The 24841-nt window shown below is 60.5% G+C and carries 17 protein-coding genes; 9 read left to right on the top strand and 8 right to left on the bottom strand.

Features of this window, described 5'->3' with window-relative positions:
• The first annotated feature begins 75 nt into the window (after nt 1-75).
• Both ACA043_RS19930 and ACA043_RS19925 read left to right on the top strand, forming a co-directional pair.
• The gene (locus tag ACA043_RS19930) at nt 76-741 is read left to right on the top strand and encodes a ribonuclease T2 (RefSeq protein WP_187677577.1); all 666 of its coding nucleotides are present in this window, start codon (nt 76-78) and stop codon (nt 739-741) included.
• 391 nt (nt 742-1132) lie between these two features.
• Nucleotides 1133-2701, top strand: a complete 1569-nt coding sequence (locus tag ACA043_RS19925; protein WP_489881080.1) for a sensor domain-containing diguanylate cyclase — start codon at nt 1133-1135, stop codon at nt 2699-2701.
• Nucleotides 2702-2836: 135 nt separating this feature from the next.
• Here ACA043_RS19925 and ACA043_RS19920 read toward each other — a convergent pair whose 3' ends face one another.
• The gene (locus ACA043_RS19920) at nt 2837-3136 is read right to left on the bottom strand and encodes a hypothetical protein (RefSeq protein ID WP_497657785.1); all 300 of its coding nucleotides are present in this window, start codon (nt 3134-3136) and stop codon (nt 2837-2839) included.
• A 177-nt stretch (nt 3137-3313) separates the two neighbouring features.
• Here ACA043_RS19920 and ACA043_RS19915 point away from each other — a divergent pair, with 177 nt between their 5' ends.
• Nucleotides 3314-3754: a carboxymuconolactone decarboxylase family protein gene (locus ACA043_RS19915; RefSeq protein ID WP_497657784.1), complete on the top strand. Its 441-nt coding sequence runs from the start codon at nt 3314-3316 to the stop codon at nt 3752-3754.
• Between the two features lie 14 nt (nt 3755-3768).
• Here ACA043_RS19915 and ACA043_RS19910 read toward each other — a convergent pair whose 3' ends face one another.
• Both ACA043_RS19910 and ACA043_RS19905 read right to left on the bottom strand, forming a co-directional pair.
• A complete protein-coding gene (locus ACA043_RS19910; protein WP_497657783.1) occupies nt 3769-5361 on the bottom strand; it encodes a DHA2 family efflux MFS transporter permease subunit in 1593 nt (530 codons plus the stop codon).
• Nucleotides 5358-6476, bottom strand: coding sequence for an HlyD family secretion protein (locus tag ACA043_RS19905; RefSeq protein WP_497657782.1), 1119 nt, complete (start codon nt 6474-6476; stop codon nt 5358-5360). Before ACA043_RS19905 ends, ACA043_RS19910 begins: the two co-directional genes overlap by 4 nt.
• 278 nt (nt 6477-6754) lie before the next feature.
• Between ACA043_RS19905 and ACA043_RS19900 the strand changes: the two genes are divergently transcribed.
• The 5 genes from ACA043_RS19900 to ACA043_RS19880 all read left to right on the top strand — a co-directional run bounded on the left by ACA043_RS19900 (nt 6755) and on the right by ACA043_RS19880 (nt 17291).
• On the top strand, nt 6755-8482 hold the full coding sequence (locus ACA043_RS19900) for a ShlB/FhaC/HecB family hemolysin secretion/activation protein (RefSeq protein ID WP_497657781.1): 1728 nt from the start codon (nt 6755-6757) through the stop codon (nt 8480-8482).
• Nucleotides 8483-8594: 112 nt separating this feature from the next.
• The gene (locus tag ACA043_RS19895; RefSeq protein ID WP_497657780.1) at nt 8595-13061 is read left to right on the top strand and encodes a hemagglutinin repeat-containing protein; all 4467 of its coding nucleotides are present in this window, start codon (nt 8595-8597) and stop codon (nt 13059-13061) included.
• Between the two features lie 189 nt (nt 13062-13250).
• Complete coding sequence (locus tag ACA043_RS19890) at nt 13251-13742, top strand: sigma-70 family RNA polymerase sigma factor (RefSeq protein WP_401266303.1); 492 nt, start codon at nt 13251-13253, stop codon at nt 13740-13742.
• Between the two features lie 40 nt (nt 13743-13782).
• Nucleotides 13783-14766 carry a FecR family protein gene (locus ACA043_RS19885; protein ID WP_401266306.1) on the top strand — a complete coding sequence of 328 codons (984 nt, stop codon included), beginning with the start codon at nt 13783-13785 and terminating at the stop codon, nt 14764-14766.
• Nucleotides 14767-14864: 98 nt separating this feature from the next.
• Nucleotides 14865-17291 carry a TonB-dependent siderophore receptor gene (locus ACA043_RS19880; RefSeq protein ID WP_497657779.1) on the top strand — a complete coding sequence of 809 codons (2427 nt, stop codon included), beginning with the start codon at nt 14865-14867 and terminating at the stop codon, nt 17289-17291.
• A 452-nt stretch (nt 17292-17743) separates the two neighbouring features.
• Here ACA043_RS19880 and ACA043_RS19875 read toward each other — a convergent pair whose 3' ends face one another.
• A complete protein-coding gene (locus ACA043_RS19875) occupies nt 17744-18715 on the bottom strand; it encodes an IS110 family RNA-guided transposase (protein ID WP_497657778.1) in 972 nt (323 codons plus the stop codon).
• 650 nt (nt 18716-19365) lie between these two features.
• Entirely contained in the window at nt 19366-20517 is a 1152-nt protein-coding gene (locus ACA043_RS19870) for an MFS transporter (RefSeq protein ID WP_497614866.1), read from the bottom strand.
• Between the two features lie 238 nt (nt 20518-20755).
• Here ACA043_RS19870 and ACA043_RS19865 point away from each other — a divergent pair, with 238 nt between their 5' ends.
• Nucleotides 20756-21736, top strand: coding sequence for a diaminopimelate epimerase (locus ACA043_RS19865; protein ID WP_497657777.1), 981 nt, complete (start codon nt 20756-20758; stop codon nt 21734-21736).
• Between the two features lie 24 nt (nt 21737-21760).
• Here the strand turns inward: ACA043_RS19865 and ACA043_RS19860 are convergent, their stop codons facing one another.
• The 3 genes from ACA043_RS19860 to codB all read right to left on the bottom strand — a co-directional run bounded on the left by ACA043_RS19860 (nt 21761) and on the right by codB (nt 24599).
• Nucleotides 21761-21925: a hypothetical protein gene (locus ACA043_RS19860; protein WP_489881071.1), complete on the bottom strand. Its 165-nt coding sequence runs from the start codon at nt 21923-21925 to the stop codon at nt 21761-21763.
• 151 nt (nt 21926-22076) lie between these two features.
• The gene (gene codA, locus ACA043_RS19855) at nt 22077-23312 is read right to left on the bottom strand and encodes a cytosine deaminase (RefSeq protein ID WP_401266319.1); all 1236 of its coding nucleotides are present in this window, start codon (nt 23310-23312) and stop codon (nt 22077-22079) included.
• Between the two features lie 15 nt (nt 23313-23327).
• Nucleotides 23328-24599 carry a cytosine permease gene (gene codB / locus ACA043_RS19850; protein WP_401266322.1) on the bottom strand — a complete coding sequence of 424 codons (1272 nt, stop codon included), beginning with the start codon at nt 24597-24599 and terminating at the stop codon, nt 23328-23330.
• Nucleotides 24600-24841 lie beyond the last annotated feature (242 nt).

The following is a 24841-nucleotide window of genomic DNA, read 5'->3' as shown; positions in this document are numbered from 1 at the left end:
CGTGTCCAAATCAGCCCTGACCACGTCTGGTCAGGAACGAAAACCACGGACGCAGGCGTCCCAAGGAGCGGGTACATGAAAAAGCTGTTTACAATTTTGGCGGTGATTGCGCTGACGGCCGGTAGCATCGGTCTGAGTTCGGCGCGCCAATCCCAGTCCGGCAAGGTGCAGGCGGAATCGGTGGCGGGGGTATTCGATTACTACCTGTTGGCGCTGTCCTGGTCGCCGACGTTTTGCCTTACGCACAAGGATGACGTGCAGTGTTCGGGCAAAGGTTACGGCTTTGTCCTGCACGGTCTGTGGCCGCAATACGCCAAGGGCGGCTGGCCGGAGTCCTGCCCGCCACTGACCACGTTGTCGGCGGCGCAAAGCAACAAAGGCATGACGCTGTTCCCGACCAAGAAGTTGCTTGATCACGAATGGTCGAAACATGGCACGTGCAGTGGTCTCGGCGCGATGGGCTATCTGGATGCGGCGGATAAGGCTGTTGGCGCGGTAAAAATCCCGCAAGAGCTGCAACCGTTCAGCACCTCCTATTACTTTGAGGCGCAAGAAATCGCCGACTTGTTCCGCAAAGCTAACCCGGGGATTCCAGCGGATGGCATCGCGGTGATTTGCAGCGGCCCGGAATTGTCCGAGGTGCGCGTGTGCATGGGTAAAGACTTGCAGCCTGGCGCTTGTGGCAAGGGTGTGAAAACTCAGTGCCGGGCGGGGGATATTCGCGTGCCGCCGTCGCGCTGAGGTGATTTGAATCAGAATTGCTGAGCGCTGAGCGCTGAGCATTGAACAGAGAGCAGAGAGCAGAGAGCAGAGAGCACTGAGCACTGAGCTCTGAACCTGTGGTGAGGGGATTTATCCCCGATGGACTGCGCAGCAGTCCGGTTTCTTGGGGCCGCTGCGCGACCCATCGGGGATAAATCCCCTCGCCACAGGGGCCTCGTGTCCACGCTGCTTATCTACTGCAAAACCGATCGTAAAAATAAATCGACCTGTGGCGATCATCCAAATCCACCGTGCGCCGATACAACTGGGCGAGAGCGGGGTGTTTGCCCCCTGCATCCGTGTGAACTACGCTCACAAAACATAAGGGTTTCGGGCTTGCGCCCCTGTCGTACCTGCCCAGGACATGCTTTTGCCTATCCCCATTCACGATCCACAACAGGCCCCCGGCGCGCTTAAACGCTTGCCGCTGCGTAAAGCGGCAGCGTTGTTTGTCGTTGCGGTGAGCTTGTGCCTGTTTGGTCTGTTGTATCTACAGCTGGAGCAGTCGCGGCGTCAGGATCTGGCGGTGGCGCAAATGGCCTCGAGCAACCTGACCCGGGCGATGGCGCAGCAGGCAGAAGACACGTTTCTCGCGGCGGATCTGGTGATGACCAGCCTGGTCGACTGGATTCAGGATGATGGTTACGGCGCGGCGCAGAAGCCGCGGCTGCAAAGAACCTTCGCCCGCCGGGTGCAGCAACTAAGTCAGTTACACGGCATGTTCCTGTTCGACCAGCAGGGACAGTGGGTGCTTACCTCTTTCAACGATCTGCCCCATGACATCAACGTGGCTGACCGTGAGTACTTCAAGTTCCATCAGCAGAACGCCTCGACCGTGGCGCACATCGGCCCGGCGATTCGCAACCGCGAGGATGGTGAGTGGATCATCCCGATCTCCAAGCGCGTCAATGACCGCGCCGGCAATTTTCAGGGTGTGTTGCTGGCCGGAATCAAGATGGCGTACTTCGACCAATTCTTCAAAAGCTTCAGCCTCGACGACAACGGCATCATGTTCCTCGGCCTGACTGACGGCACCTTGCTCGCTCGTCGTCCGTTTGACGAATCGCTGATCGGTACGTCACTGGCCCAGGGCGAGATCTATCAAAAGCTGTTGCCCAACGCCGCGGCCGGTACGGCGATGTTCAATTCGGTGGTCGACGGCGTTAATCGTTTGTACGGCTATCGACAACTGGCGTCGTATCCGTTGGTGGTGTCTGCCGCGACCTCACGGGACACAATTCTCAAGGGTTGGTATGAACGTGCGTTCCAGTCCAGCGTGATCGTGGCGCTGGTGATCCTGGGCATTGGGCTGTTTGGCTGGGTGTTCATCCATCAGGTGCGCGACGGTGAGCGGATCGAGAAGAACCTGCGCAAGGCACAACGCTCGCTGGAGCAGATCGCCACCCACGACAGCCTCACCGGACTGGCGAACCGGCGACTGTTTGAACGGTCACTCGAAATCGAGTTTGCCCGGGGTGCGCGGCAGGTCAGCCCGGTCAGCCTGATCATGCTCGATATCGATTTTTTCAAGCGTTACAACGATGCTTATGGCCACGTGGCCGGCGATCATTGTCTGACGCAAGTGGCGCAGGTGCTGAAGAACTGCTGCCAGCGCAAGTCGGATCTGGCAGTGCGCTACGGGGGCGAGGAGTTCGCGGTGCTGTTGCCCGATACCGACATCAACGGCGCATTGGCGATTGCCGGGCAGATTCGCCGCAGCGTGATCGACAAACGCATTACCCACAGTGGATCACCCACCGAATATCTCACCGTGAGTCTGGGCTGTTATTCATTTATTCCCAATGGCAATGACAGCCCGGAAGTGTTTATCCAACGGGCGGATGCGGCGCTGTATCAGGCGAAAAATGCCGGGCGCAACCGGGCGGCGGTGCTGTCGCCGGAGGACGGTTTAGCGGAACTCATGCGCTCCGATCGCTAAAACCAAACCTGTGGGAGCGAGCCTGCTCGCGAAAGCGTTGTGTCAGACAAAAATGTTTGTACTGATTCACAGCATTCGCGAGCAGGCTCGCTCCCACATTGGTATTGCGGTTTACCAAGGGTGGCTCTTGTTCGTTCAGCCGCCCGTGCCACCGCCTGCGCCGCCCGTCCCGCCGCCGGCCGAACCCGTGCCGCCACCGGCACCCGAGCCCGAACCGCTGGCGCCGCCATTAGTGCCAGTACCGGAACCGGCGCCATTGGCACCGCTACCGCCAGAAGGCGCGCCCGGCGTGTTGTCTGGCGGCATGGTCGAGCCGCTGGTGGCGCCGGATTTGGTGCCGGTAGCATCAGCGCCATCGTTGGCCGCGAAGCTGGCGGCCGAAGCCGTGGCCAGCAGGCCGGCAAGCAATAACGAGGTGAATTTGCGCGTCATCATGGTAGGTCTCCAAAAAGGGGATTTACCTGATATTGGTCTGACGCGCCGAACGCTTGGTGCCGGTAGAGTGACGAGCGGTCAATCAAATGGCCTCCTGATCTTCGCGAATATTGGCTATTTGTCGAACCACGCGCCGGGACTAACGTAGCCACACATTCACTTGCCCTGGAATCCACCATGAAAGCCCGTACCGATTTCTACACCGCTTCCCCAGACGCTCTGAAAGCGATGATCGCCCTGGAAACGGCCGTCTCCAAACTGCCGCTGGAAAAAAACCTGATCGAACTGGTCAAGCTGCGCGCCTCGCAAATCAACGGCTGCGCGTTCTGCATCGACATGCACACCGCTGATGCGATCAAGGGCGGTGAAACGCCACGTCGTCTGTTCGCCGTGACCGCATGGCGTGAAGCGCCGTTCTTCAGCGACCGTGAACGCGCCGCGCTGCTGTGGACCGAATCGCTGACCCAGCTGAGCCAGACCCACGCCCCGGACGAAGATTACGACGTCGTCGCTGCGCAGTTCACGGCGAAAGAAATGGTCGACCTGACTGTGGCGATCAGCACCATCAATAGCTGGAATCGTCTGGCGGTGGGCTTCCGTAAAACGCCGCAAGCCTGAGGTCACACCGCAGATCAATGTGCATCGGCACTCGGCGCGGCCGGTGGTTGTACCTTGCGCATCAAGGGCACCATGGCGGTGGCGATGACGAAGCACACCATTATCATCAGGAACGTGTCGCCGTAGGTTTGCGTTTGCGCCTCGCGGTAGGTCAGCAGCCATAACTGACGCAGGCTGGCGGTGACGCCGATTTCGCCGCTCTGGCCCAGGGTGGCGAGGTTGCCGCCGACCTGGGACAGCCACTGATTCATCGCCTCGTTGCTGCTGTTCAGATGCTCGGCCAGCCGTGTGAAGTGCAGGTTGGTGCGGTCATTGAGAATGGTTGCGCAGGCAGCAATGCCAATCGCGCCACCCAGATTGCGCATCAGGTTGAACAGGCCCGACGCATGTTTGAGCCGCGCCGGCGCCAGCCCGCCGAGGGTCAGCGTCACCGCCGGCGGCACCGCCAGTTGCTGGGCAATCCCGCGCAGGGCTTGCGGCAGCATCAACTCTCCGGCGCCCCAGTCGTGGGTGATCGGGCTGAACTCCCACATCGACACCGCGAACAAACCCAACCCGATCATCATGATCCAGCGCAAATCCATCCGGTTGGCCAGAAAGGCGTACAGCGGAATCGCCATGATCTGGAACACCCCGGTGGAGAAAACCGCCAGACCGATGTCCAGCGCGCTATAGCCACGCACCCGGCCGAGGAACAGCGGCGTCAGGTAAATCGTCGCGAACAGACCAATCCCGGTGACGAACGAAAAAAAGCAGCCGAGCGCGAAGTTGCGATCCTTGAGTGCGCGCAGATCGACGATCGGATTCGCCACGTGCAACGTGCGGCCGATGAAGGCCAATCCCGCCAACCCGCTGATCCACGCGGTGGTCAGAATCGTCTGATCGCTGAACCAGTTCCAGCGCGGCCCCTCTTCGAGGGTGTATTGCAGGCAGCCGAGAAACAGCGCCAGAAACACCATGCTCAGATAATCCGCGCCTTTAAGCAGTGACAGTTCCGGTTGATCGATCTTCACCAGCATCGGCACCGCCACGGCAACGAAAATCCCAGGTACCAGGTTGATATAGAACAGCCAGTGCCACGACGAAATATCGGTAATCCAGCCACCGATCACCGGCCCCAATGTCGGCGCCAGTGAAGCGACCGCGCCGATGGTTGCGGCGGCAATCACCCGCTGTTTGCCGGTGAAGAAAAAGAACGCGGTGGTGAATACCAGCGGAATCATCGAGCCGCCGAGAAAGCCTTGCAGCGCGCGAAAGGCGATCATGCTCTGGATGTTCCAGGCCATGCCGCAGAGCAGGCTGGCGAGGGTGAAGCCGACCGCCGAGGCACAGAACAGCCAGCGCGTGGAGAACACTCGCGATAACCAGCCCGACAGCGGGATCACGATGATTTCGGCGATCAGGTAACTGGTCTGCACCCACGCGGTTTCATCGGTGCCGGCGGACAGTCCGCCATCTATATCGCGCAACGACGCCGAGACGATCTGAATATCCAGCAGCGCAATGAACATGCCGATGCACATCGTCGCAAAGGCGAAGACTTTGGTAGCGGTCGCCATGTTTGCCGCGTTGAACGGTTGCGCCGGGGCGGCGAGGGTGGTGCTCATGGCGCGGCTGCCACGGCGCTGTTTTCAGGTTGCGCGCGGGTGTCGACTTCAGCGGTCACTGACAGGCCCGGACGCAAATGGCCGAGCACGCCATCAGCCGGGTCGAGCCGAATTCGCACCGGTACGCGCTGGACGATTTTGGTGAAGTTGCCGGTGGCGTTTTCCGGCGGCAGTACGCTGAATTGCGAACCGGTAGCGGGGGCGAGGCTGTCGAGGCGTCCGTGGAATTGCTGACCTGATAACACGTCGGCACGAATGCTCACGCGTTGGCCGGGTTTCATCCGCGCCAATTGGTCTTCCTTGAAATTGGCATCGACCCACAAGCCGCTCGCCGGGACCACTGACAGTTGCTGCGAACCGGCCTGTGCGTAGGCGCCGACCCGCGCGCGGCGGTTGCCGATGACGCCATCGACCGGGGCGCGTAATTCGGTGTAGCCGAGGTTGAGTTGCGCCAGATCACGTTCGGCGCGCGCCTGCTGGAGAGCGGCGCGGGCTTGCTGTTTCTGCGTATCGATCACCGCCAGTTGACGTTGCGCGGCGAGCAGTTCGGCTTGCGCGCGGGCACTCAGGGCCTGGGCGGTTTTGAAGGTGGCGTCGGCGCGCTGGGCGCTTTCCACCGAGACGGCATTGGTGGTCACCAGACGTTTGTAGCGCGCGTTGTCATCCCGCGAGCGCGCGGTTTCGGCACCCGCCGCATCAATGCCGGCACGGGCCTGACCGATCACCGCGTGTTGCAGTTGCTCGGTGGCGTCGAGGTTGGCCAAAAGCGCTTGTTCGGCCGCCACCGCGCCTTCGGCTTTGGCCAGGTTGGCGCGGTAATCGCGCGCATCGAGGCGGATCAACACGTCACCCGCCTTAACCGGTTGGTTGTCGCTGACCAGCACTTCTTCGATGTATCCGGCGACCTTTGGCCCGATCACCGTGACGTCGCCTCCGATATAGGCATCGTCGGTTTCCTCGAGAAAGCGCCCGGTGCCCCACCAGTGCACGGCATACAAACAGGCGAACACCAGCGCGATCAAACCGGCACAGGGAATCAACAGACGTTTAAGCAGGGGAGGCCTGGCGCTGACCGGGGTGACGAGGGCAGGTTCGAGGGGGGGCATGCTGGTCATGGAGGGATACCTGCGGAAACGGGTCGTTATTACGGCCGTAATATGACGCAGGTAATATTTTGTGGCAATTGAAATCTTCGACCGATCGTCAGTTGTCCCTCCAAGGGATATATGCGGGTTCCAGGCGGGCCCTAGGGGAAACCCTGATGTCTGGCAAATCAATTGTTTAAGAAATGTAAGCGCTGTAGGAAGCGTCTTGCATTTGTGTAGGAGGGCTCCGACTATCACGATCATTGATAGGGTGGCATTACGCCATTTGATGATTGCAAGGATGTTGCGTGCCGTATTCGCTTCAAGCTGTGTTTCGTCGTTGTGCCACGCGTTGCCCGCTGTTGTCGGCCTTTGTGTTGAGTGTGTGTGCCTCCTCGCTTGAAGCGGCCGAACCTGTCGCGCCGGGCCAAGAAGTGCTGCGCCAGCAGCAACAGCAACAGCGCGATCTGCAACAACTTCAGCTTGAGCAAAGAAAGCGCCAACTGGAGCGCGGCGCGTTCGGCCCGGCAGCGGTCACTCCGACGATTCCCCAGACCGTAACCCCCGATGAGCGTTGCTGGCCGTTGAGCGGCACGCGCATCGGCGGCGTCACGTTGATCGACAGCGACAAACTCAACGCCCGGATCAAACCGCTGCTGGCACCGTGCATGGGCGTCGGCCAGATCAATCATCTGCTGGCGACCATCACCGCGATCTATGTCGAGAAGGGCTACATCGCCAGCCGCCCGTACTTGAGTAGTGCACCGGCGGCGGGGCAGTCGCTCGACGTCATGGTCGACGAAGGCTATATCGAGTCCATCGAACTGGCCGATCAGAGCCTGCCGGTTTCCCTCGGCGGCGCCTTCCCGGGGATGCTCGGTGGGCCGCTGAACCTGCGTGACCTGGAGCAAGGTCTGGATCAGTTGAACCGCTTGCGCTCGGTCGATCTCACCGCCGATATCACCCCCGGCAGCCAGCCCGGCGCCTCACGAATCATCCTGCGTTCGCGCACCTCCGGACAGTCACGCTGGGCCTTGAATGCGGGAATCGACAACCTCGGCAGTGCCAGCACCGGGCGCGACCGCGACATGCTCAGCCTGAGTCTCGACAGCCCGCTGGAGCTCAACGACCTGTTAAGTCTCAGTGCCAGCGACACGCTCAATCAGGGCGACCGCTATAACCGCAACGCCAGCCTGTATTACGCGATCCCTTACGGTTATTGGACCTACAGCGCATTCGCCAGCCACGCCGAATATCGCGCGCCGTTTAAATTGCCCAGCACCACTTTTCACAGCACCGGCATCACCGATCAAGTGAGCCTGCGCGCCGACCGCGTGCTGTGGCGCGACCAGAGCCGCCAGCTCAGCGCCAACCTGCAACTGGCGCACAAGGACGTCGACAGCTATCTGGAACACGTGCGCCTGGGGATTCAGAGCCCGACCCTGACCGTGGCCGAAGCCGGACTCAATCTGTTCTGGCTCGACCGCGCGGTGTGGAACCTCGATGTCAATTACGCCCAGGGCCTGCGCTGGTTTGGTGCAGATGACGACTCGCAGCATCCAGTCAAAAACCTGCCCAAGGCGCAATTCCACAAGTACCGCGCCGGCCTTAGCCAATGGCGCAACGGTCAGCTCGGCGCGCAAGCCTGGCAGTGGCAGAGCCAGCTCAATTTGCAGTACAGCCCCGATCCGTTGCCTGCCATCGAACAACTGCTCGGCACCGATGATTCGGCGGTGCGCGGTTATCGCGTCAGCAGTGCGTCCGGCGCCAGCGGCGCGATCTGGCGCAACACCTTGCGCCTGCCGCTGCGCGGTGAATGGCCGATGCAGATCACCCCGCGCGTCGGCCTCGACCACGGCTGGATCAAGGCCGATCACGGTGCCCAGGGCCAACGCCTGAGCGGCGCCAGTGTCGGCCTGAATCTGGGCTGGAAAAACCTGCAAGTGGACGTCGATTACCAACGCGCCCTCAACACGCCCAAGGGTCTGCAGCATGAGCCGCAGACCTGGCTGATGCGGGTCGGCTTACAGATATGAGCGCTACATAAACAAAGAATGCAGTGAACAAACAGCCGTCGGATCTGAGCGCGACAGCCACGGCCAGGAAAAATCGCGCGACGTGATGCCGTACTCACATGGAGACGTTTTTATGCCAGCACACACCTTTGCATTTCATCTTTCCCCACGGGGCAAATTGCGCTGGGCAATCGCCAGCCTGTTCTTCGCCGTGCACCTGCCCAGCGCTCTTGCCGGTGGTGTCGTCGTCGCCCCGGGCCCCGGCGGCACCGCGCAACTGCAAACCCAGGGCGGTGTGCCCATCGTCAACATCGTCGCGCCCAACGGTTCGGGCCTGTCGCATAACCAGTTCCTCGACTACAACGTCGACCGTCAGGGACTGGTGCTGAACAACGCCTTGCAGGCCGGACAATCGCAGCTCGCCGGGCAACTGGCGGCCAACCCGCAATTGCAAGGGCAAGCCGCGAGCGTGATCCTCAACGAAGTGATCAGTCGCAACCCGTCGGCGATCAACGGCGCGCAGGAAATCTTCGGTCGCGCCGCCGATTACGTGCTGGCCAACCCCAACGGCATCTCGGTCAACGGCGGCAGTTTCATCAACACGCCGAACGCCAATCTGGTGGTTGGTCGCCCTGAATTGAACGACGGCAAACTGCAATCGCTCAACACCCGCGACGCCAGCGGTCAGTTGCAGATTCAGAGCGGCGGCCTGCGTAACGCCGAGGGCTCGATCAACCTGATCGCCCCGCGTATCGACAGTCAGGGCGCGCTCACTGCCCGTGATCAACTCAACCTCACGGTCGGACGCAATCAGGTGGATTACGCCAGCGGCCAGGTGAAAACCGTGGACCCGGCAGGCAGCACCGCTGATCAGCGCATCGACGCCAGCCTGTTCGGCGCGATGCAGGCCGGTCGCATCAACATCGTCAGTACCGCCGAAGGTGCCGGCGTGCGGGTCGGTGCGGTGCAGGTGGCCGGGCGTGACGGGGTGCAGATTCGTTCGGCCGGTGACCTCAGTGTCAGCGGTGAGGCCGTGACCGACAGCCTCGATGTGACCCGCGCGGGTATTCGTAGCAGTCAGGGCGATGTCGGCCTGCACAGTGGCAAAGACCTGACCCTGGCCGCGACCGATGTCAGCGGCCGTGATGTGACTGTCGACGCCAAACGCAACCTGACCCTGAGCACCGTGGAAAGCCGCAAACTCCAGGAAAAGCGCGAAAACTGGAACAACAGCACCATCGGCATCACCTGGGAAACCTACGACCGCACCCAGACCGACAGCGAAGCGCGTCAGCACGGCAGCCAAATCGTTGCCAGCCGTGACGTGAAACTGTCCTCCGGCAAAGACACCGAACTGAACGCGGCCAAGGTCGAAGCGGCGAAGAATCTGGATGTGAAAAGCGGCGGCGATCTGCGCCTGACCGCCGCCACCGAAAGCCACACCCAGACCGATCAGGGCAACCACCGCAAGCACCTGTGGAAAGCCAATTGGAACACCAGTAGCGAAGAGCAACGCAGCGTCACCACCCAGTTGAAGGCTGGCAACATCGCCCTGCAAACCGCTGCATTGTTGCGCTCCGAAGGCGCCGAACTGGACAGCACGGGCGACCTGCAACTGGCCGGCAAACAAGTGGAAATCGCTACCGCCACACGCAGCAATCGCAGCAGCGACAATAGCTACTCCGGCGATCTGGTCGGCGGTGGCTTCTTCGGCAAGACCGGCGATGCCGACAAGGGCCAGAGCCAGCATCAGGGCAGCAAAATCAACGCCGCCGGCAAGCTGATCGTCAAGGCTGACGACGTGCGTATCAGCGGCAGTCAGGTGCGTGGCGGCACCGACGCGAGCGTGATCAGTGACAAGGGTTCGCTGATTGTCGACGGCGTCCAAGACACCTCGCATAGCAACAACCACGACAAGGACAGCAAGTTCTTCGGCATCACCAAAAACGAGTCGCGCCAGAATGCCAAGGACAGCACCACGGTACGCAGCGAACTGGTGTCTGACAGCAACCTCAAGCTCAAGAGTGCCAAGGACATCGAAGTCGCTGGTTCGACGGTGAAGGCGGGCGGCGCGCTGACGGCGGACGCGGCGGGGGATGTGAATGTGCATTCCGCGCAGAACACTCACGACAGCAGCACCACCACTGAAACCCGTGGCTTCGACGCTTATGCGAAAGAGCAAACGCCGGAGCAGTATCGCGCCGGGATTCATTACGAAGACAAGCAGCAAACGGTGACCAGCAACGACGTCACCCAGCAAGGTTCCAGCCTTAGCGGCGGCAGCGTGCAGGTGAAGGCTGGCGGCGACCTGACGATCAAGGGCAGCGAGGTGAAATCCACTGCGGGCGATACCCGCCTGAGCGGCCAAAACGTGTCGTTGCTGGCCGAAGAAGACAGCCACAAAACCTCCACCGACAAGAGCAGCACCGGCGGCGGTTTCTACTACACCGGCGGCCTCGACCGCGCCGGCAATGGCGTCGATGTCGCCCACAGCACGTCGCAAGACACCACGAGCAAAACCACTGCGCAAACCAGCAGCGTGCAGAGCAGCGGCGGTTTGACGATCAATGCCGACAAGCTCGCCACCGAAGGTGCTCAGGTGAGGGCCGGTAATGGTCTGAACATCGCGGCCAACGAAGTCGACAACCGCGCGGCCAGCAATAACGAAAGCAGCACCCACACCGAGAGCAATTGGTCGGCGGATATCGGCGCCAACGTCGAGTACAAAGACATCGCCCGGCCAATAGCCGGTGCGGTCAAGGATGTGCTGAACGGCAAGGTGCCGGACAAGGACGCGCTGGCCAATCTCGGCCAGCCGAACGTCGGCATTGATGTCGCGGTCGGTCACGGCAGCGCCAATAAAACCGAGCAAAGCAGCAACGCTGTAGTCAGCCGCTTCGACGCTGGTAACGTCGACGTGAAAGTCGCTGGCACGCTGCAAGACCAAGGCACCCAGTACAGCGCCGGCGCCGGCAAAGTGAACATCAGCGCCGACAAACTGGTCGCCGATGCCGCGAGCAACACCCACAGCAGTACTGATAACGCGGTAGATGCCAAGGTTGATGTGCGCGTCTACACCAAAACTGGTGAGGACGTGAATGTCGCCGGCAGCGGCGCGGGCGGCAGCAGCCAATCGAGCAAGGACAGCTCCACCGCGGTGGTCGGCGGTTATGCCGGCAGCCAGGGTGTGAACATCAAAACCGCAGGCGATGCCCAGTTCGAAGGCAGCCGTATCGACGGCGGGCAGGGCAGCGTGAGCATCAAGACCGGCGGCGATCTGGCGCTCAATCAGGCCACCGACCGCCAGAGCAGCAGCGACACCAGCCTGCGCGGTAATGGTTCGCTGACGGTCGGCACCTTGCCGGGCACCGACGGCACCAACGTTGACCTCGGCGCCGGGTTCCAGCTCGATCACAGCGGCAAGCAGACCTCTGATACTCAGGCCCATGTGGCGAGCATCAGTGGCAACGGCGTGCAACTGAGCAGCGGCGGCGATCAGGTCCAGCAAGGTACGAAAATCGACAGCGCGGGCGCCATCGATCTGAAGGCTGAGGGCAAGCTCGATCTGCAAGCGGCCGCCGACACCCACAGCGCTACCGGCAGCAATCTCGGCGGTGGTTTGAAGGGCGGTGGCAGCAAAACCAGCAGCGAGAAGAGCCGCGATCAGGGTGGCAATCTCAGCGGTAACTTCAACATTGGTCGGGTCAACGAGAGCTCGCAGACCCTGACCGGTGGCCAACTCAACAGCCAGAGCGGTATCGCCCTGAGCGGTGACTCGGTTCACTTGCAAGGCACACAGGTCACGGCGCCAAACGTCAGCATCAATGCGCAGAAGGGCGGTTATGTGCAGGAGTCGGCGCAGTCCACTGAAAGCCGTAACAACTGGAACGTCGCACTGAATGCCGGCGGCAACCTGAGCAGCAAAACCCCAACGGCCGCCGAAGAGAAGGCCAGTAGCGATCACGGCTTCAATGCCGGCGCCAAAGTGGGCGTGGATTACCTGCACGGCACCTCGCAGCAGAACAGCCAGATCAAGGCTGACACGGTGCTGCTGAACAGCGCGGGTGATGCAGAACTGGCGGGTGCGCGGATTGATACGAAGTCCGTCAGCGGCAAGGTCGCGGGTGATCTGACAGTCGAGAGTCGTCAGGACTCAAAGACTCAAGCCAAAGTTGATGTCGATCTTGCCCTGACCGCGAAAAAGAATCCGCCAAGCGACAAGGAAAAACTCGCCGGTACCGATTACAAGCCAACGCTGAAAGCGCAGGGCGAATACGCGCACAAGGACAGCGTGACCCAGGCTTCCGGCATCAGTGGCAGCCAAGGTGTGAGCTTGAATGTTGACGGCGCCACACAACTAACCGGCGCGCGGATCTCGGCGAGTGAAGGGAAAGTTGATCTGGGTGGTTCGAAGGTCAGCAGCACTGACCTGAGCAACTTCGATTACGGGGTAAAAGCCGGGCTTGATCTGCCGCAGAAGAAGGAAGAAAACGCCCCTAAGGTGACTCTTGAAAACGGCAACCTGAAGGTCGGCCCGGTCACCCTGAGTGGCCACTTGGACGGCCAGCCACTGCAAGCCGGGATCGACAACAAAGACTAACCGGCCCGCCCCTGTAGGAGCTGCCGCAGGCTGCGATCTCTCACTTTGATCTTCCAAAAAAAGATCAAGAGATCGCAGCCTGCGGCAGCTCCTACAGGGAAATTTTGCAGATGATCAGAATGATTTGCCGGGCTTAATAGGAAGCATTACTATTCACGCCCCTTCCCTCACCACGCCGCCCATACCCCCATGCGTCCCCGCAGACCCGGCTTTTTCGAGCATTACGAAGAGTTGATCGGCACCTGGACTCGTCGCCTGCGCAATCGCGCGCAGGCCGAGGATCTGGCGCACGACACCTTTGTGCGGGTGCTTGAGTCCGATTCGGCGGCAGTGCAGCAACCCCGGGCGTATCTGCATCAAACCGCGCGCAATATCGCGGTGGATGGGTATCGGCGTGAGGATCGGCGCGGTGCCATGGAGTCAGAGGCGATCGATCACAGTGTGTCGTCGTCCGGCGACCCGGAGCATTACATGCATGCGATCCAGTTGGCCGACTCCATCGAACGGGCGCTCACCGAGTTGCCGGTCAATTGCCGCAAGATTTTTGTCTGGCAAAAGATCGAAGGGTTGACCCAGGCGGAAATCGCCGAACGCCTTGGCCTGTCCAAGAACATGGTCGAAAAGTATATGATCCGCACCCTGCGGCACCTGCGTGATCGCCTCGACGGGCTGCAGTCATGAGCGGCCGCCGCTTTTCATCCCCAGCCCAACAGGACATTCCATGATGGATTCTCGTGATTGCGCGTGCGGGCAAACGACGGTGCGCGATGACGCGGCTCGCTGGTTTGTACGTTTGCAGGAGCCGGCCATCAGTGCCGACGAGCAGCAGCGCTTTGACGCCTGGCTGAACGAACATCCGCAGCACCGTGACGAATTTCAGTTGCTGCAGGGTTTGTGGACGGCGGCGGATCTGCTGCCGGCACCACGTCTCAAAGCCCTTGTTGAAACCACGCCTGCGCGCCGCGAACGGCGCCCGTTGCTGCGTTATGCGGTGGCGGCCAGTGTGCTGGCGGTGGCGCTTGGACTCGGGCTGTTCAGCGGTTTGAATCACCCGGGGAGTTACAGCGCCGAGTTTTCTACCGCCCTCGGCGAACGCAAACATGTGGCGCTGCCGGATGGATCAGTGATCGATCTGAACAGCCGCAGCCGCTTGCAGGTGCGCTATGAAAAGGACCGCCGCGTTATTGAGTTGAGCGAAGGCGAAGCGATGTTCAGTGTTGAGCATGACAGCGCCCGGCCGTTCGTGGTCGAGGCCGGTAGTGGCAAGGTGACGGTCACTGGCACTCGTTTCGATGTGCGCCGTGATGTGTCGCAGACCCGTGTCGCGGTGGAGCAGGGCACGGTGAAAGTGCAGGGGCATGATGCGCCCGAAAACGAGTTCATCAACCTGACCGCAGGCTTGGGCACTTATGTCGATGGGCAAGGCAAAGTCGCGGCGGCCTACGCGGTCAACCCGGCGGAACTGACGGCGTGGCGCAGCGGCAAACTGGTGTTCAACAACGCCAGCCTCAGTGAGGTTGCTGCTGAAGTGTCGCGTTATCGCGACAAGCCGCTGACGGTCGCCAACCCGGCCGTGGCCAGTCTGCGGCTGACCAGCGTATTCAAATCCGACAACACCGACGCCTTGCTCAAAGCCTTGCCGAGCATCCTGCCGGTGGCCGTTCGCACCCTCGCCGATGGCAGTCAGGAAATAATTTCAAAATAGCATTCAGGTTTTTTTCGAGTTCATCGTCTTCCTGTTCAACTGCAACTGGTTTGCATTAACAGCCGCACACTCTTGCGATCCACAGGACTACGTTCGACGTGAAAACCATCCCTGCCAACAACAAGAAATCTCCTTGGTTGCCGCTGGCCCTTGCGCTGGCGGTCAACGCTGCCATGCCTTTGGCATTCGCGGCCGACGCCATTCATATCCGCGCCCAGCCGCTGGGTCAGGCCTTGAGTGAACTGGGCCAGCAAACCTCGTTACAAGTGTTTTTCAGCCCGGAGCTGGTCGCCGGCAAACAGGCTCCGGCGGTCGATGGTGATATCTCGCCGGAGCAGGCGCTGCGCCAATTGCTGCAGGGCAGCGGTCTGGATTATCAGATCAACGAAGGTTCGGTGACCCTGTCGCCCACCGCGACTTCCGCCGCCACCAACGGCCCGCTGGAGCTCGGCGTGACCGACATCAAAGTGGTCGGCGACTGGCTCGGTGATGCCGACGCCGCCGTGGTGCAGAACCACCCCGGTGCGCGCACGGTGATCCGCCGCGAAGCGATGGTCGAGCAGGGCGCAATGAACGTCAGCGACGTCCTCAAGCGTGTGCCGGGCGTGCAGGTGCAGGACTCCAACGGCACCGGCGGCAGCGACATCGCGCTGAACGTCGGCGTACGCGGCCTGACGTCGCGTCTGTCACCGCGCTCCACCGTGCTGATCGATGGCGTACCGGCAGCGTTCGCGCCGTATGGTCAGCCGCAACTGTCGATGGCGCCGATTTCTGCGGGCAACCTCGACAGCATCGACGTGGTCCGTGGCGCCGGTTCTGTGCGTTATGGGCCGCAGAACGTCGGCGGGGTGATCAACTTCGTCACCCGCGCGATCCCGGAAAAAACCACCGGTGAAATCGGCACCACCCTGGAAACCACACAGTACGGCGGCTGGAAACACATTGACACCGCGTTCCTCGGCGGCACCGCCGATAACGGCATGGGTGTAGCGTTGCTCTACTCGGGCGTCAACGGCCACGGCTATCGCGAGCGCAATAACGGCAACGACATCGACGACGTGCTGCTCAAGACGCACTGGGCGCCGACTGATCAGGACGATTTCAGCCTCAACTTCCACTACTACGACGCCAGCGCCGACATGCCCGGTGGCCTGACGCAGAAGCAGTACGACGACAAACCCTACGATTCGGTGCGCGACTACGACAACTTCACCGGTCGGCGCAAAGACGTGTCGTTCAAGTGGATTCGCCAGATCGATGAGCGTACCCAGGCCGAAGTGCTGACCTATTACACCGACAGCTTCCGTGGCAGCACCATCGCCGCCCGCGACCAGAAAACCCTCAGCTCGTATCCGCGTTCCTACTACACCTTGGGCATCGAGCCGCGTGTGTCGCGCGTGTTTGACGTTGGCCCGACGACTCAGGAAGTCAGCGTCGGTTACCGCTATTTGAAAGAGGCGATGCACGAGCAGTCGAGCCGTCTGGCGCTGGTCAACAATCAGCCGGTGGTTACGCCGACCTCCGACGGCCATGTGTTTCAGGATCGCACCGGCGGCACGGAAGCCAACTCTGTGTATTTCGACAACAAAATCGACGTCGGCAATTGGACGATTACGCCGGGTATTCGATTCGAACACATCAGCACCGACTGGCACGACCGCGCCGTGCTCGACACTGCCGGCAAACCGGTACCGGAGAAAAACCGCAGCATCGAGAGCAACGAACCGCTGCCGGCACTGAGCGTGATGTATCACTTGTCGGATGCGTGGAAGCTGTTCGCCAACTACGAGACGTCGTTCGGCAGCCTGCAATATTTCCAGCTCGGTCAGGGTGGTTCCGGTGACAACACCGCCAACGGTCTGGAGCCGGAAAAGGCCAAGACTTACGAGATCGGTACGCGCTACAACGATGACGTGTGGGGCGGGGAAGTGACGCTGTTCTACATCGACTTCGACGATGAACTGCAATACATCAGCAATGATGTGGGCTGGACCAATCTTGGTGCGACCAAGCACCAGGGGATTGAAGCGTCGGTGCATTACGACATGGCAGCGCTCGATCCGCGCCTTGATGGTTTGACCGCGAATGCTGGTTTTACTTATACCCGTGCGACTTATGAGGGTGAGATTCCGGGGTTCAAGGGACGTGATCTGCCGTTTTATTCGCGTCAGGTGGCGACGGTGGGGTTGCGGTATGACGTCAATCGCTGGACCTACAATCTCGACGGGTTTGCTCAGTCCAAGCAGCGCTCGCCGGGTACCGGGGTGAATGCTGATGGCAGTTTCAATGGCAATTACATTACTGACGGTACGGCGGATGGGCAGTACGGCGATATTCCGGGTTATGTGACCTGGAACGTGCGCGGGGGGTATGACTTTGGGCCTCAGGTGTCGAATCTGAAGTTGGGGGCGGGGGTGAAGAACGTCTTCGATAAGCAGTACTTTACGCGTTCCAGTGATAATAATTCGGGGATGTATGTGGGGGCGCCGCGGACGTTTTTTGTGCAGGCCAGTGTGGGGTTTTGATTGATTGGTTGATTGGGTGAATATCCGTTTTTGGGGTGATGGCTGATTAGGGTTCCGCCCTTACGGCGGGTCACTTTGGCAAACGCCCCAAAGTAACCAAAGGTCTGTGCCCTGACGTACGGCCCTTGCTTAGGCTCGGGTTCCTTCGCTGCGGGATTGATCCGGGGGCATCGCCTCCGGTTTGCTGCGCTGCACCTCCTCTCGATGTGTTTGGCTTCGCCAAACGGTCGCTGCGCTCCCACCCCCGGATCAATCCCTCCACTCAGCCTGCCGACGGGCCTTCAGATCAAGAGCGGTACTCGAGCTAACGCTCATTGTGATGAGTGGTGCGGCTTTACCGCGTGCGGGGTGTACTCGTTTTCTTGTGGGAGCTGGCTTGCCAGCGATGGCGGCCTGATAGCCGACCAGGCTCTGGCGGGTCTACTCATTCCCTGTAGATACCGTCTTGCCCCTCATCGGGCAAGGGCAATTTTCGGGTCAAATGGCTGGCCCGATTTAAGAACGGCGTAGACAAAATGTAGGAGTTTGCGCATCGCTGCACAGATGATTTGCTTGGGGGCCTTGCCGTTGGCCTTCAAGCGGTCCTTCATGGCGATGATTGCCTTGTTGTGCTTCAGTGCAACCAACCCAGGCATGTATAGACCCGCCCGAACGCGAGCCGATCCGATCCTCGAAATCACTGTTCTGCCTTTGAATTTTCCCGAGTCCTGCAGCTTTGGGTTCAACCCGGCGGCAGCGACCAGCTTGCGAGGGTCGTCATATTTACGCAGGTCGCCCAACTCGGCCAGCAGCCGCTCAAGGGTTTTCTGGCCGATACCGTCGATGGTCACGATCAAGTCGCGCATTTGGCGCATGTCTGGATCATCGTCGATGTGTTTTTTGATTGATTTGTGAGTTTCAACGATCTCTTTCTCGATGTGACGCAGCACAGAGTTGATCGAGTCTTTGACCTTTTCGTCGGATACATCCAGGCGATTGAGCTCCATTTGCTCCATTTCCTGAAGGTCATCCAAGCGACGTACCATCGCCTTTAGCTGACGATATTTCAGCGGCTCTGGAGCCCAAAGCTGAAGCTTTTCAGCCTTTTCCCGAGCAAAGTCAGCGATCAATTTGGCGTCGCTTTTGTCGGTTTTGATCCGGCGCAGCTCGCTGTCGGCGTAAGCGTGGGTCGTAGCCGGATTGACGACGCAGACCCGGTAACCCTTGTTGTAGACGAACTCGGCAAGTTCCAGGTGATAAACGCTGGTGGCTTCCATCACGATCAGAGCTGTAGGCTCGACCTGCTTGTTCAGCCAGGCGTCAAACTCTTTGAAACCTTTTGAGTCGTTAGCCAGTTTGGCCTTGGTTTTGTGCTTGCCGTTTGGCAGGTGAGTGGCGATATCAAAGGTATTTTTAGCGACATCGACGCCGACGAAATTGGACATGACCGTTTCTCCATTAATCCGTTTTCGATCATCACTGCACTCTGTCCAACCTTGCGAATGCGGGCTCTCGCCAGAGACGGGCCCAAGATACCGTTCGAACTATACGAGTGAGTGTGGAGGGCTGGAGCACGATCTACATCACAGGCAAAAAGCCTAAGGAGCTGCACGGCTTCCAAGTCCCTCCCTCGATGATCAGTCGAGAACTATCGCTCCTGACGGAGCGATAGTCGAGATACAAGGAGCTGCCGAAGGCTAGGGCCGCGATCGGACGATCTTTTGATCTGCTTTGGCTTTGGCTTTGGCTTTGGCTTTTGATCTTGCTCTTGCTCTTCAGCCCATCGGCAGGCCGAGCGAAGGTGTTCATCCGGGGGGTAGGCGCGCAGCGCCGTGCGGCGAAGCCGCACACATCGAGAGGAGGTGCAGCGAAGCAAACCGTAGGCGATGCCCCCGGATGGACACCGTAGCGAGGGAACACTGAGCCTAGGCGAAGTGCCGTACGTCAGGGGGCAGCCTTTTTGGTTACTTTTTCGGCGCCTGGAAAAAGTGACCCGCCGTAAGGGCGGAACCCTAATCAGCAACACCCGCAGCAACGGATATGCCCCCAACCCCAACCCCAACCCCCAAACAACAATCTGGCAGATGCACTAAGTTCAGACTTTCAACACCTTCCCACCAATGGCCACCGCCACCAGCAACACCGCCATCAGCCCGAAAGCAAAACTCAAACTGCTGGCATGAGCAACAAAACCAATCACCGCCGGCCCCGCCAGAATCCCCGCATAACCCAACGTAGTAATCGCCGGCACCGCAATACTTTCCGGCATCACGGTTTGTTTGCCCACCGCCGTGTACAACACCGGCACGATATTCGAGCAACCGGCACCGACCAACGCATAACCGACCAGTGCAGCCTCCCAGCTCGGGGCGAACGTTGCCAGAAACAAGCCTGCCGCCGCCAACAGGCCACCAAACAAAATGATCCGCGTCGCCCCGACAATCCGAACAATCCGGTCACCCATCAAGCGTCCGGCGGTCATGGTCAGAGCGAACGCCGCGTAACCCAGCCCCGCATACGCCGTGTCGATCCCGCGCTCTTGCGCCAGGAACACCGCACTCCAGTCCAGCGCCGCACCTTCGGTGAGGAATACGATGAAGCACATCCCGCCGATAAACAGCACGATGCCGTGGGGGATGGCGAATGCAGGCCCGGAGCTTTCGCTGCCATAGGGCAACATGTGCGGTACACACTTGAACAAAGCGGCGATCAACACCGCCACCACCACCAGCATCGCGCCCAACGGCGAAAGGCCGAGGCCGAGCAGGGCGCTGACGCCTGCCGCGCCGACGATGCCGCCAAGGCTGAACAGACCGTGGAAACCCGACATCATGTTCTTGCCGCTCGCACGCTCGACGATCACCGCTTGCAGGTTTACCGTCGAATCCACCGTGCCGAGGCCGGCGCCGAACATGAACAGCGTGGCGATCAGCGCCGGAATCGACGACACCGTCGCCAGCAACGGCAATGCCGCGCAGATCAACAGCGTGCCGCCAGTTGCCACTCTGCGGCAGCCGAATCGCGTTGCCAGAATCCCCGCCATTGGCATCGCCAGAATCGAACCGACGCCCAGGCATAACAGCAACAATCCCAGCGTGCCCTCATCAAGCCCGGCCCTAGTCTTGGCGTACGGCACCAGTGGCGCCCATGCGGCAATGCCGAGCCCGGCGATGAAGAAAGCGATGCGCGTGGACATCTGTTGCAGGCGTCCGGGGACGAAAGTGTCTTGGGGGTTGAGGCTGGTCATATCGATCCTTGGCAAAAAACGTCGCGTCCCCGAAGGACAGTGATTGAGCGTCGAGGTTCGATCGCAGGTGTTCCGGGGACGTGCAGTCGACATCCTAACCTGTGGGAGTGAGCCTGCTCGCGATAGCGGTGGATCAGTCGACATTTTTTTGCCTGGCACACCGCTATCGCGAGCAGGCTCACTCCTACAGGTGGTTGCGGTTTACAGTGGACTACTTTGGCAGCAGGGCACAAAAGTGATGACGCAGTTCTACGATGCGCGGGGCAACATCTACGGAGTGATCTCTCCCGAGGCGCTACGCATGGCGGGAATCGACTTGCCGACCAGCGCTGGCGAATGTGCGTCATCACGCCAGACCTGGAGTCATCACGCCGTCGCTCTCTGCTGCGAATGGCCCGAAGGTCAGCGGCCAGCAGACAGCAAATCCCACCGCAGCGACGGTCTGCTCGTGGGTCCGTTCCAGACGTCGCCGCCATTTGACGTGCTGATCATCAACACCGACGGTACCCTCGCCGAGCGCAGTGGCAATGGCCTGACGATCTTCTCGCAAGCCCTGACCGAGCAAGGTGTACTGCCCGAGCAGGGCGCTCTGTTGCGCGTGCATCATGACAAAGGGAGCGCGGTTGAGACCTCTGTGAAACCGGCCGAAGTCGAAGGCGTGAGAGGATTCTGGCTGGATCTCGGCCAACCCGAATTCGGCCCGTCCGCGGTCGGTGCACAGAACGTAGAAAGCCGCGAATTCAACGGCTGTGGAACAAGCCATATTCAATCCCTGGCACAACTCGATCCGTCGTGGAGCCACAGCCAGTTCGTGCGTATCGGCAATCCGCACTGCGTGACGTTGCTGACAGAAGTTGCCGCGCTGCCCAGTAACGAACAGATGCGCGAATCGCCACTGAACGAAGGCCTGACGCGAATCGCTTATGCCATGCCCACCGGCTCAGGGCAGCCCTGTCAGGCGGGCGTAAATCTGCAATGGGCCGCGCGCGAGTCCGCACGATGTATCGTCGCCCGGGTGTTCGAACGCGGCGAAGGGCCGACGGCCTCCTCAGGCACCAGCGCCAGCGCAGTGGCCTCAGCGGCGTGGCGGGTCGGATGGGTCGAGGCAGGTGAAGTACACGTCGTCATGCCCGGCGGCACGGCGCCTATCCTGCTCGAAGAAGCAAATGGAGAATTGCTGCGCCTCAGCCTGTTCGGTACGGCCCAACCGATCCTCTAGCGCTGCCGAAGGTTTGCGATACCGTCAATGAGCCTTGAACAACGTCACGCTCACCACCTGATCACCCTCGACAACCAGCCGCAGCAACGCCTGCGGAGTGGGCAACGCCTCAAAACACTCAATAATCACCGAGTGCGCCGACGTCGCCAGCAACGACAAGCTTCGGGCGTGCCTCAACTGGCGTTTCACCGGGCGCCAGTCCCGAGGCCAAGCCGGTTTTGAGGTGTACGCTCAGCGGTGGGCCAACCATGCCCGAGGCTACGATCGCAGCGAATGACACCGCTCCACGCAGGCGCGGGTCGAGGCCGTGGCTAGCTGCAAATGCCCGTACACGACACCCTTAGACGAACTCCACCACCGGCATCTGCCGCTTCATCAACACCTCGCCGCCGCGAATCGAATACAGCGGCAAGCCCTGACTGCGAATAACCTCGTAATCGCTGTCCGCCGACAGAATCAGCAGGTTCGCCGGGCGCCCCTGTTCCAGGCCATAACGCTCGCCCAAGTGCATGGCTTTGGCGCTGTTGTCGGTCACCAGATCCAGCGCACTTTGCAGGTTGCGGTAACCGAGCATGTGGCAGATGTGCAGCCCGGCTTCCAGCACGCGCAGGATGTTGCCGTTGCCCAGCGGATACCACGGATCGACGATTGAATCCTGGCCAAAACACACGTTCATCCCGGCTTCCAGCAACTCGTTCACCCGGGTCACGCCACGGCGTTTCGGGAAGTTGTCGAAGCGGCCTTGCAGGTGAATGCTTTCGGTCGGGCAGGAGACAAAACTGATCCCGGAATGGCCAAGCAGGCGGAACAGTTTGGCGCAGTAGGCGTTGTCGTAAGAGCCCATTGCCGTGGTGTGGCTGGCGGTGACAAGGGCGCCCATGTCGCGGCTGCGTGCCTCTTCGGCAAGCACTTCAAGGAAGCGCGAATGCGGGTCGTCGGTTTCGTCGCAATGCACGTCGACCAGGCAACCGGTGCGCTCGGCCAGGTCCATCAGGAACTTCACCGAACTCACACCCTGATCGCGGGTGTACTCAAAGTGCGGAATCCCGCCGACCACGTCGGCGCCCATACGGATCGCTTCTTCCATCAGTTCGCGGCCGTTGCGGAACGACTCGATGCCTTCCTGCGGGAACGCGACGATTTGCAGGTCGATCAGATGACGACTTTCCTCGCGCACTTCAAGCATGGCTTTGAGTGCAGTGAGTTGCGGGTCGGTGACATCGACGTGGGTGCGCACGTGCTGGATGCCGTGGGCGGCCAGGGTCTGAATGGTTTTCTTGGCGCGGGTCTTGGTGTCTTCTTCGGTGATGGTGACCTTGCGCTCGCCCCAGCACTCAATGCCTTCGAATAGCGTGCCGCTCATGTTCCAGCGCGGCTCGCCAGCGGTGAGGGTCGCGTCGAGGTGAATGTGCGGCTCGACGAAGGGCGGCACCACCAGATTGCCGCCGGCGTCGAGGTCGTCCGGGCCGAGGGACGGCGCTTCGGTCTGGCGGGCGATGCTGCGGATCAGCCCGTCCTCAAGGTGCAATTCGTGCAAACCTTCCTGGTTGCGCAATCGGGCGTTGATGATGTGCATCAGGCGAATCCTTTTTTATAAGTCTTGAAGTGGCGCGCTGGCGCTGCGGGCGCCGAGCAGGCCGGTGACGATGACATACGTTAGCGCGGCAGCGGCGATGCCTACCAGCGGCGCAACCCACGGCGAGCTGAACGCGGCGACGGTGCCGACCCCGTAGGCCCCGAGGCCCGGCCAGTTGAAGGCCGGCAGCCGTGCGTCGGCCAGGCGCGGATAGTGCCCACGCCAGCGGAAGAAGAAGTCGGCCATGATCACCCCGCCAATCGGCGGGATCACCGTGCCGAGCAGAATCAGATACGGCACCAGCATGTCGTACATGCCCAGCAGGGCGAGCAGGGTGCCGATCACTGCGCCGGCCAGGGTTACGGTTTTGCGTCGGCCGGTGCGCAGCAGATTGCAGCCGGCGACGGCGAAGTTGTAGATGGTGTTGTCCTGGGTGCTCCAGATATTGAGTAGCAGCATGGCCATCGCGGCCATGGCGAAGCCTTGCAGGAGCAGCACTTCCACCACGTCCGGTTGTTGATAGACGATGGCGCCGTACGCACCGATCAGCACCATCAAGCCGTTGCCGATGAAAAATCCGATCAGGCTGGCCAACACCGCGACTTTTGCCGAGCGCGAAAAGCGCGTCCAGTTGGTCGCCTGGGTCGCGCCGCTGACGAAGGTGCCGAACACCAGGGTGATCGCGGTCGACCAATCCAGCGAGCCGCTTGGCACCACGCTGAGCAAGCCCTCGAAACCGCCGACTTTCACCGTCGCCACCCACATCGACAACATCAACAGCAGCATCATCGCCGGCACCGCGATGTACGACAGAATCTCCAGGCCGCGATAGCCGACATACGCCGTGGCGCAAAACACCAGGCCGAACAGCACCATCAAACCCAGCACCGCGCCTTCGCCCAGATCAAAGTATTTACCGAGCACCACCGCAGCGGTCGCTGTGCCCCAGGCGTACCAACCAATCTGGGTGAAGCCGAGGATCAGGTCGCTGAGCTTGCTGCCGACTTCGCCAAAACAGAAACGACCCATCAGCACCGAATTGAGACCGCTCTTGAAAGCGATGTAACCCAGGCCCGCCGCGTACAGGCCGAGCAGCAGGTTGCCGACGATGATCACCGCCATCATCTCGGCAAAACCGAACGCCACACCGAGCTTGCCGCCGGCAAACATGGTCGCGGTGAAGAAGGTGAAGCCCAGCAATACCATGGCGGTCGAGGCCAGGCCTTTGCGTGCATGCATGGGGACTTCACTGAGGGGGTAATCGTTGCCGGGATCGTTTTGCGTCATGGGGCGTTCCTTGCTGAAAAGGGGAGACGCGGGGGAGGGTTGCAGTGGTCGTGCCAGGTTTGAGTAGCGTCCGTCCCAATGTTTGAAGATGTCTAAGTTATTGATTGTTGAACATCTAAGTGTTGGATCAGTAGGCATGTCGTGTTCTAACGAATTTATTGTTTGTGTGAAAATCTTCATATTTTGAATTAAGTATGGATTGCTCCCATGGTCTTGTTGGAATAATCCTACAGGATATTAGT

The organism is Pseudomonas sp. LBUM1648 (assembly GCF_059716145.1).
The sequence above is the reverse complement of the archived record's forward strand: the minus strand, read 5'-3'. Positions and strand labels throughout refer to the sequence as shown.

Coding starts and splice junctions, on each gene's coding strand:
- ACA043_RS19930 (WP_187677577.1), top strand. CDS start 76: ATGAAAAAGCTGTTTACAATTTTGGCGGTGATTGCGCTGACGGCCGGT.
- ACA043_RS19870 (WP_497614866.1), bottom strand. CDS start 20,517: ATGACCAGCCTCAACCCCCAAGACACTTTCGTCCCCGGACGCCTGCAA.
- ACA043_RS19890 (WP_401266303.1), top strand. CDS start 13,251: ATGCGTCCCCGCAGACCCGGCTTTTTCGAGCATTACGAAGAGTTGATC.
- codB (WP_401266322.1), bottom strand. CDS start 24,599: ATGACGCAAAACGATCCCGGCAACGATTACCCCCTCAGTGAAGTCCCC.
- ACA043_RS19915 (WP_497657784.1), top strand. CDS start 3,314: ATGAAAGCCCGTACCGATTTCTACACCGCTTCCCCAGACGCTCTGAAA.
- ACA043_RS19875 (WP_497657778.1), bottom strand. CDS start 18,715: ATGTCCAATTTCGTCGGCGTCGATGTCGCTAAAAATACCTTTGATATC.
- ACA043_RS19885 (WP_401266306.1), top strand. CDS start 13,783: ATGATGGATTCTCGTGATTGCGCGTGCGGGCAAACGACGGTGCGCGAT.
- ACA043_RS19865 (WP_497657777.1), top strand. CDS start 20,756: ATGACGCAGTTCTACGATGCGCGGGGCAACATCTACGGAGTGATCTCT.
- ACA043_RS19910 (WP_497657783.1), bottom strand. CDS start 5,361: ATGAGCACCACCCTCGCCGCCCCGGCGCAACCGTTCAACGCGGCAAAC.
- codA (WP_401266319.1), bottom strand. CDS start 23,312: ATGCACATCATCAACGCCCGATTGCGCAACCAGGAAGGTTTGCACGAA.
- ACA043_RS19905 (WP_497657782.1), bottom strand. CDS start 6,476: ATGACCAGCATGCCCCCCCTCGAACCTGCCCTCGTCACCCCGGTCAGC.
- ACA043_RS19895 (WP_497657780.1), top strand. CDS start 8,595: ATGCCAGCACACACCTTTGCATTTCATCTTTCCCCACGGGGCAAATTG.
- ACA043_RS19920 (WP_497657785.1), bottom strand. CDS start 3,136: ATGATGACGCGCAAATTCACCTCGTTATTGCTTGCCGGCCTGCTGGCC.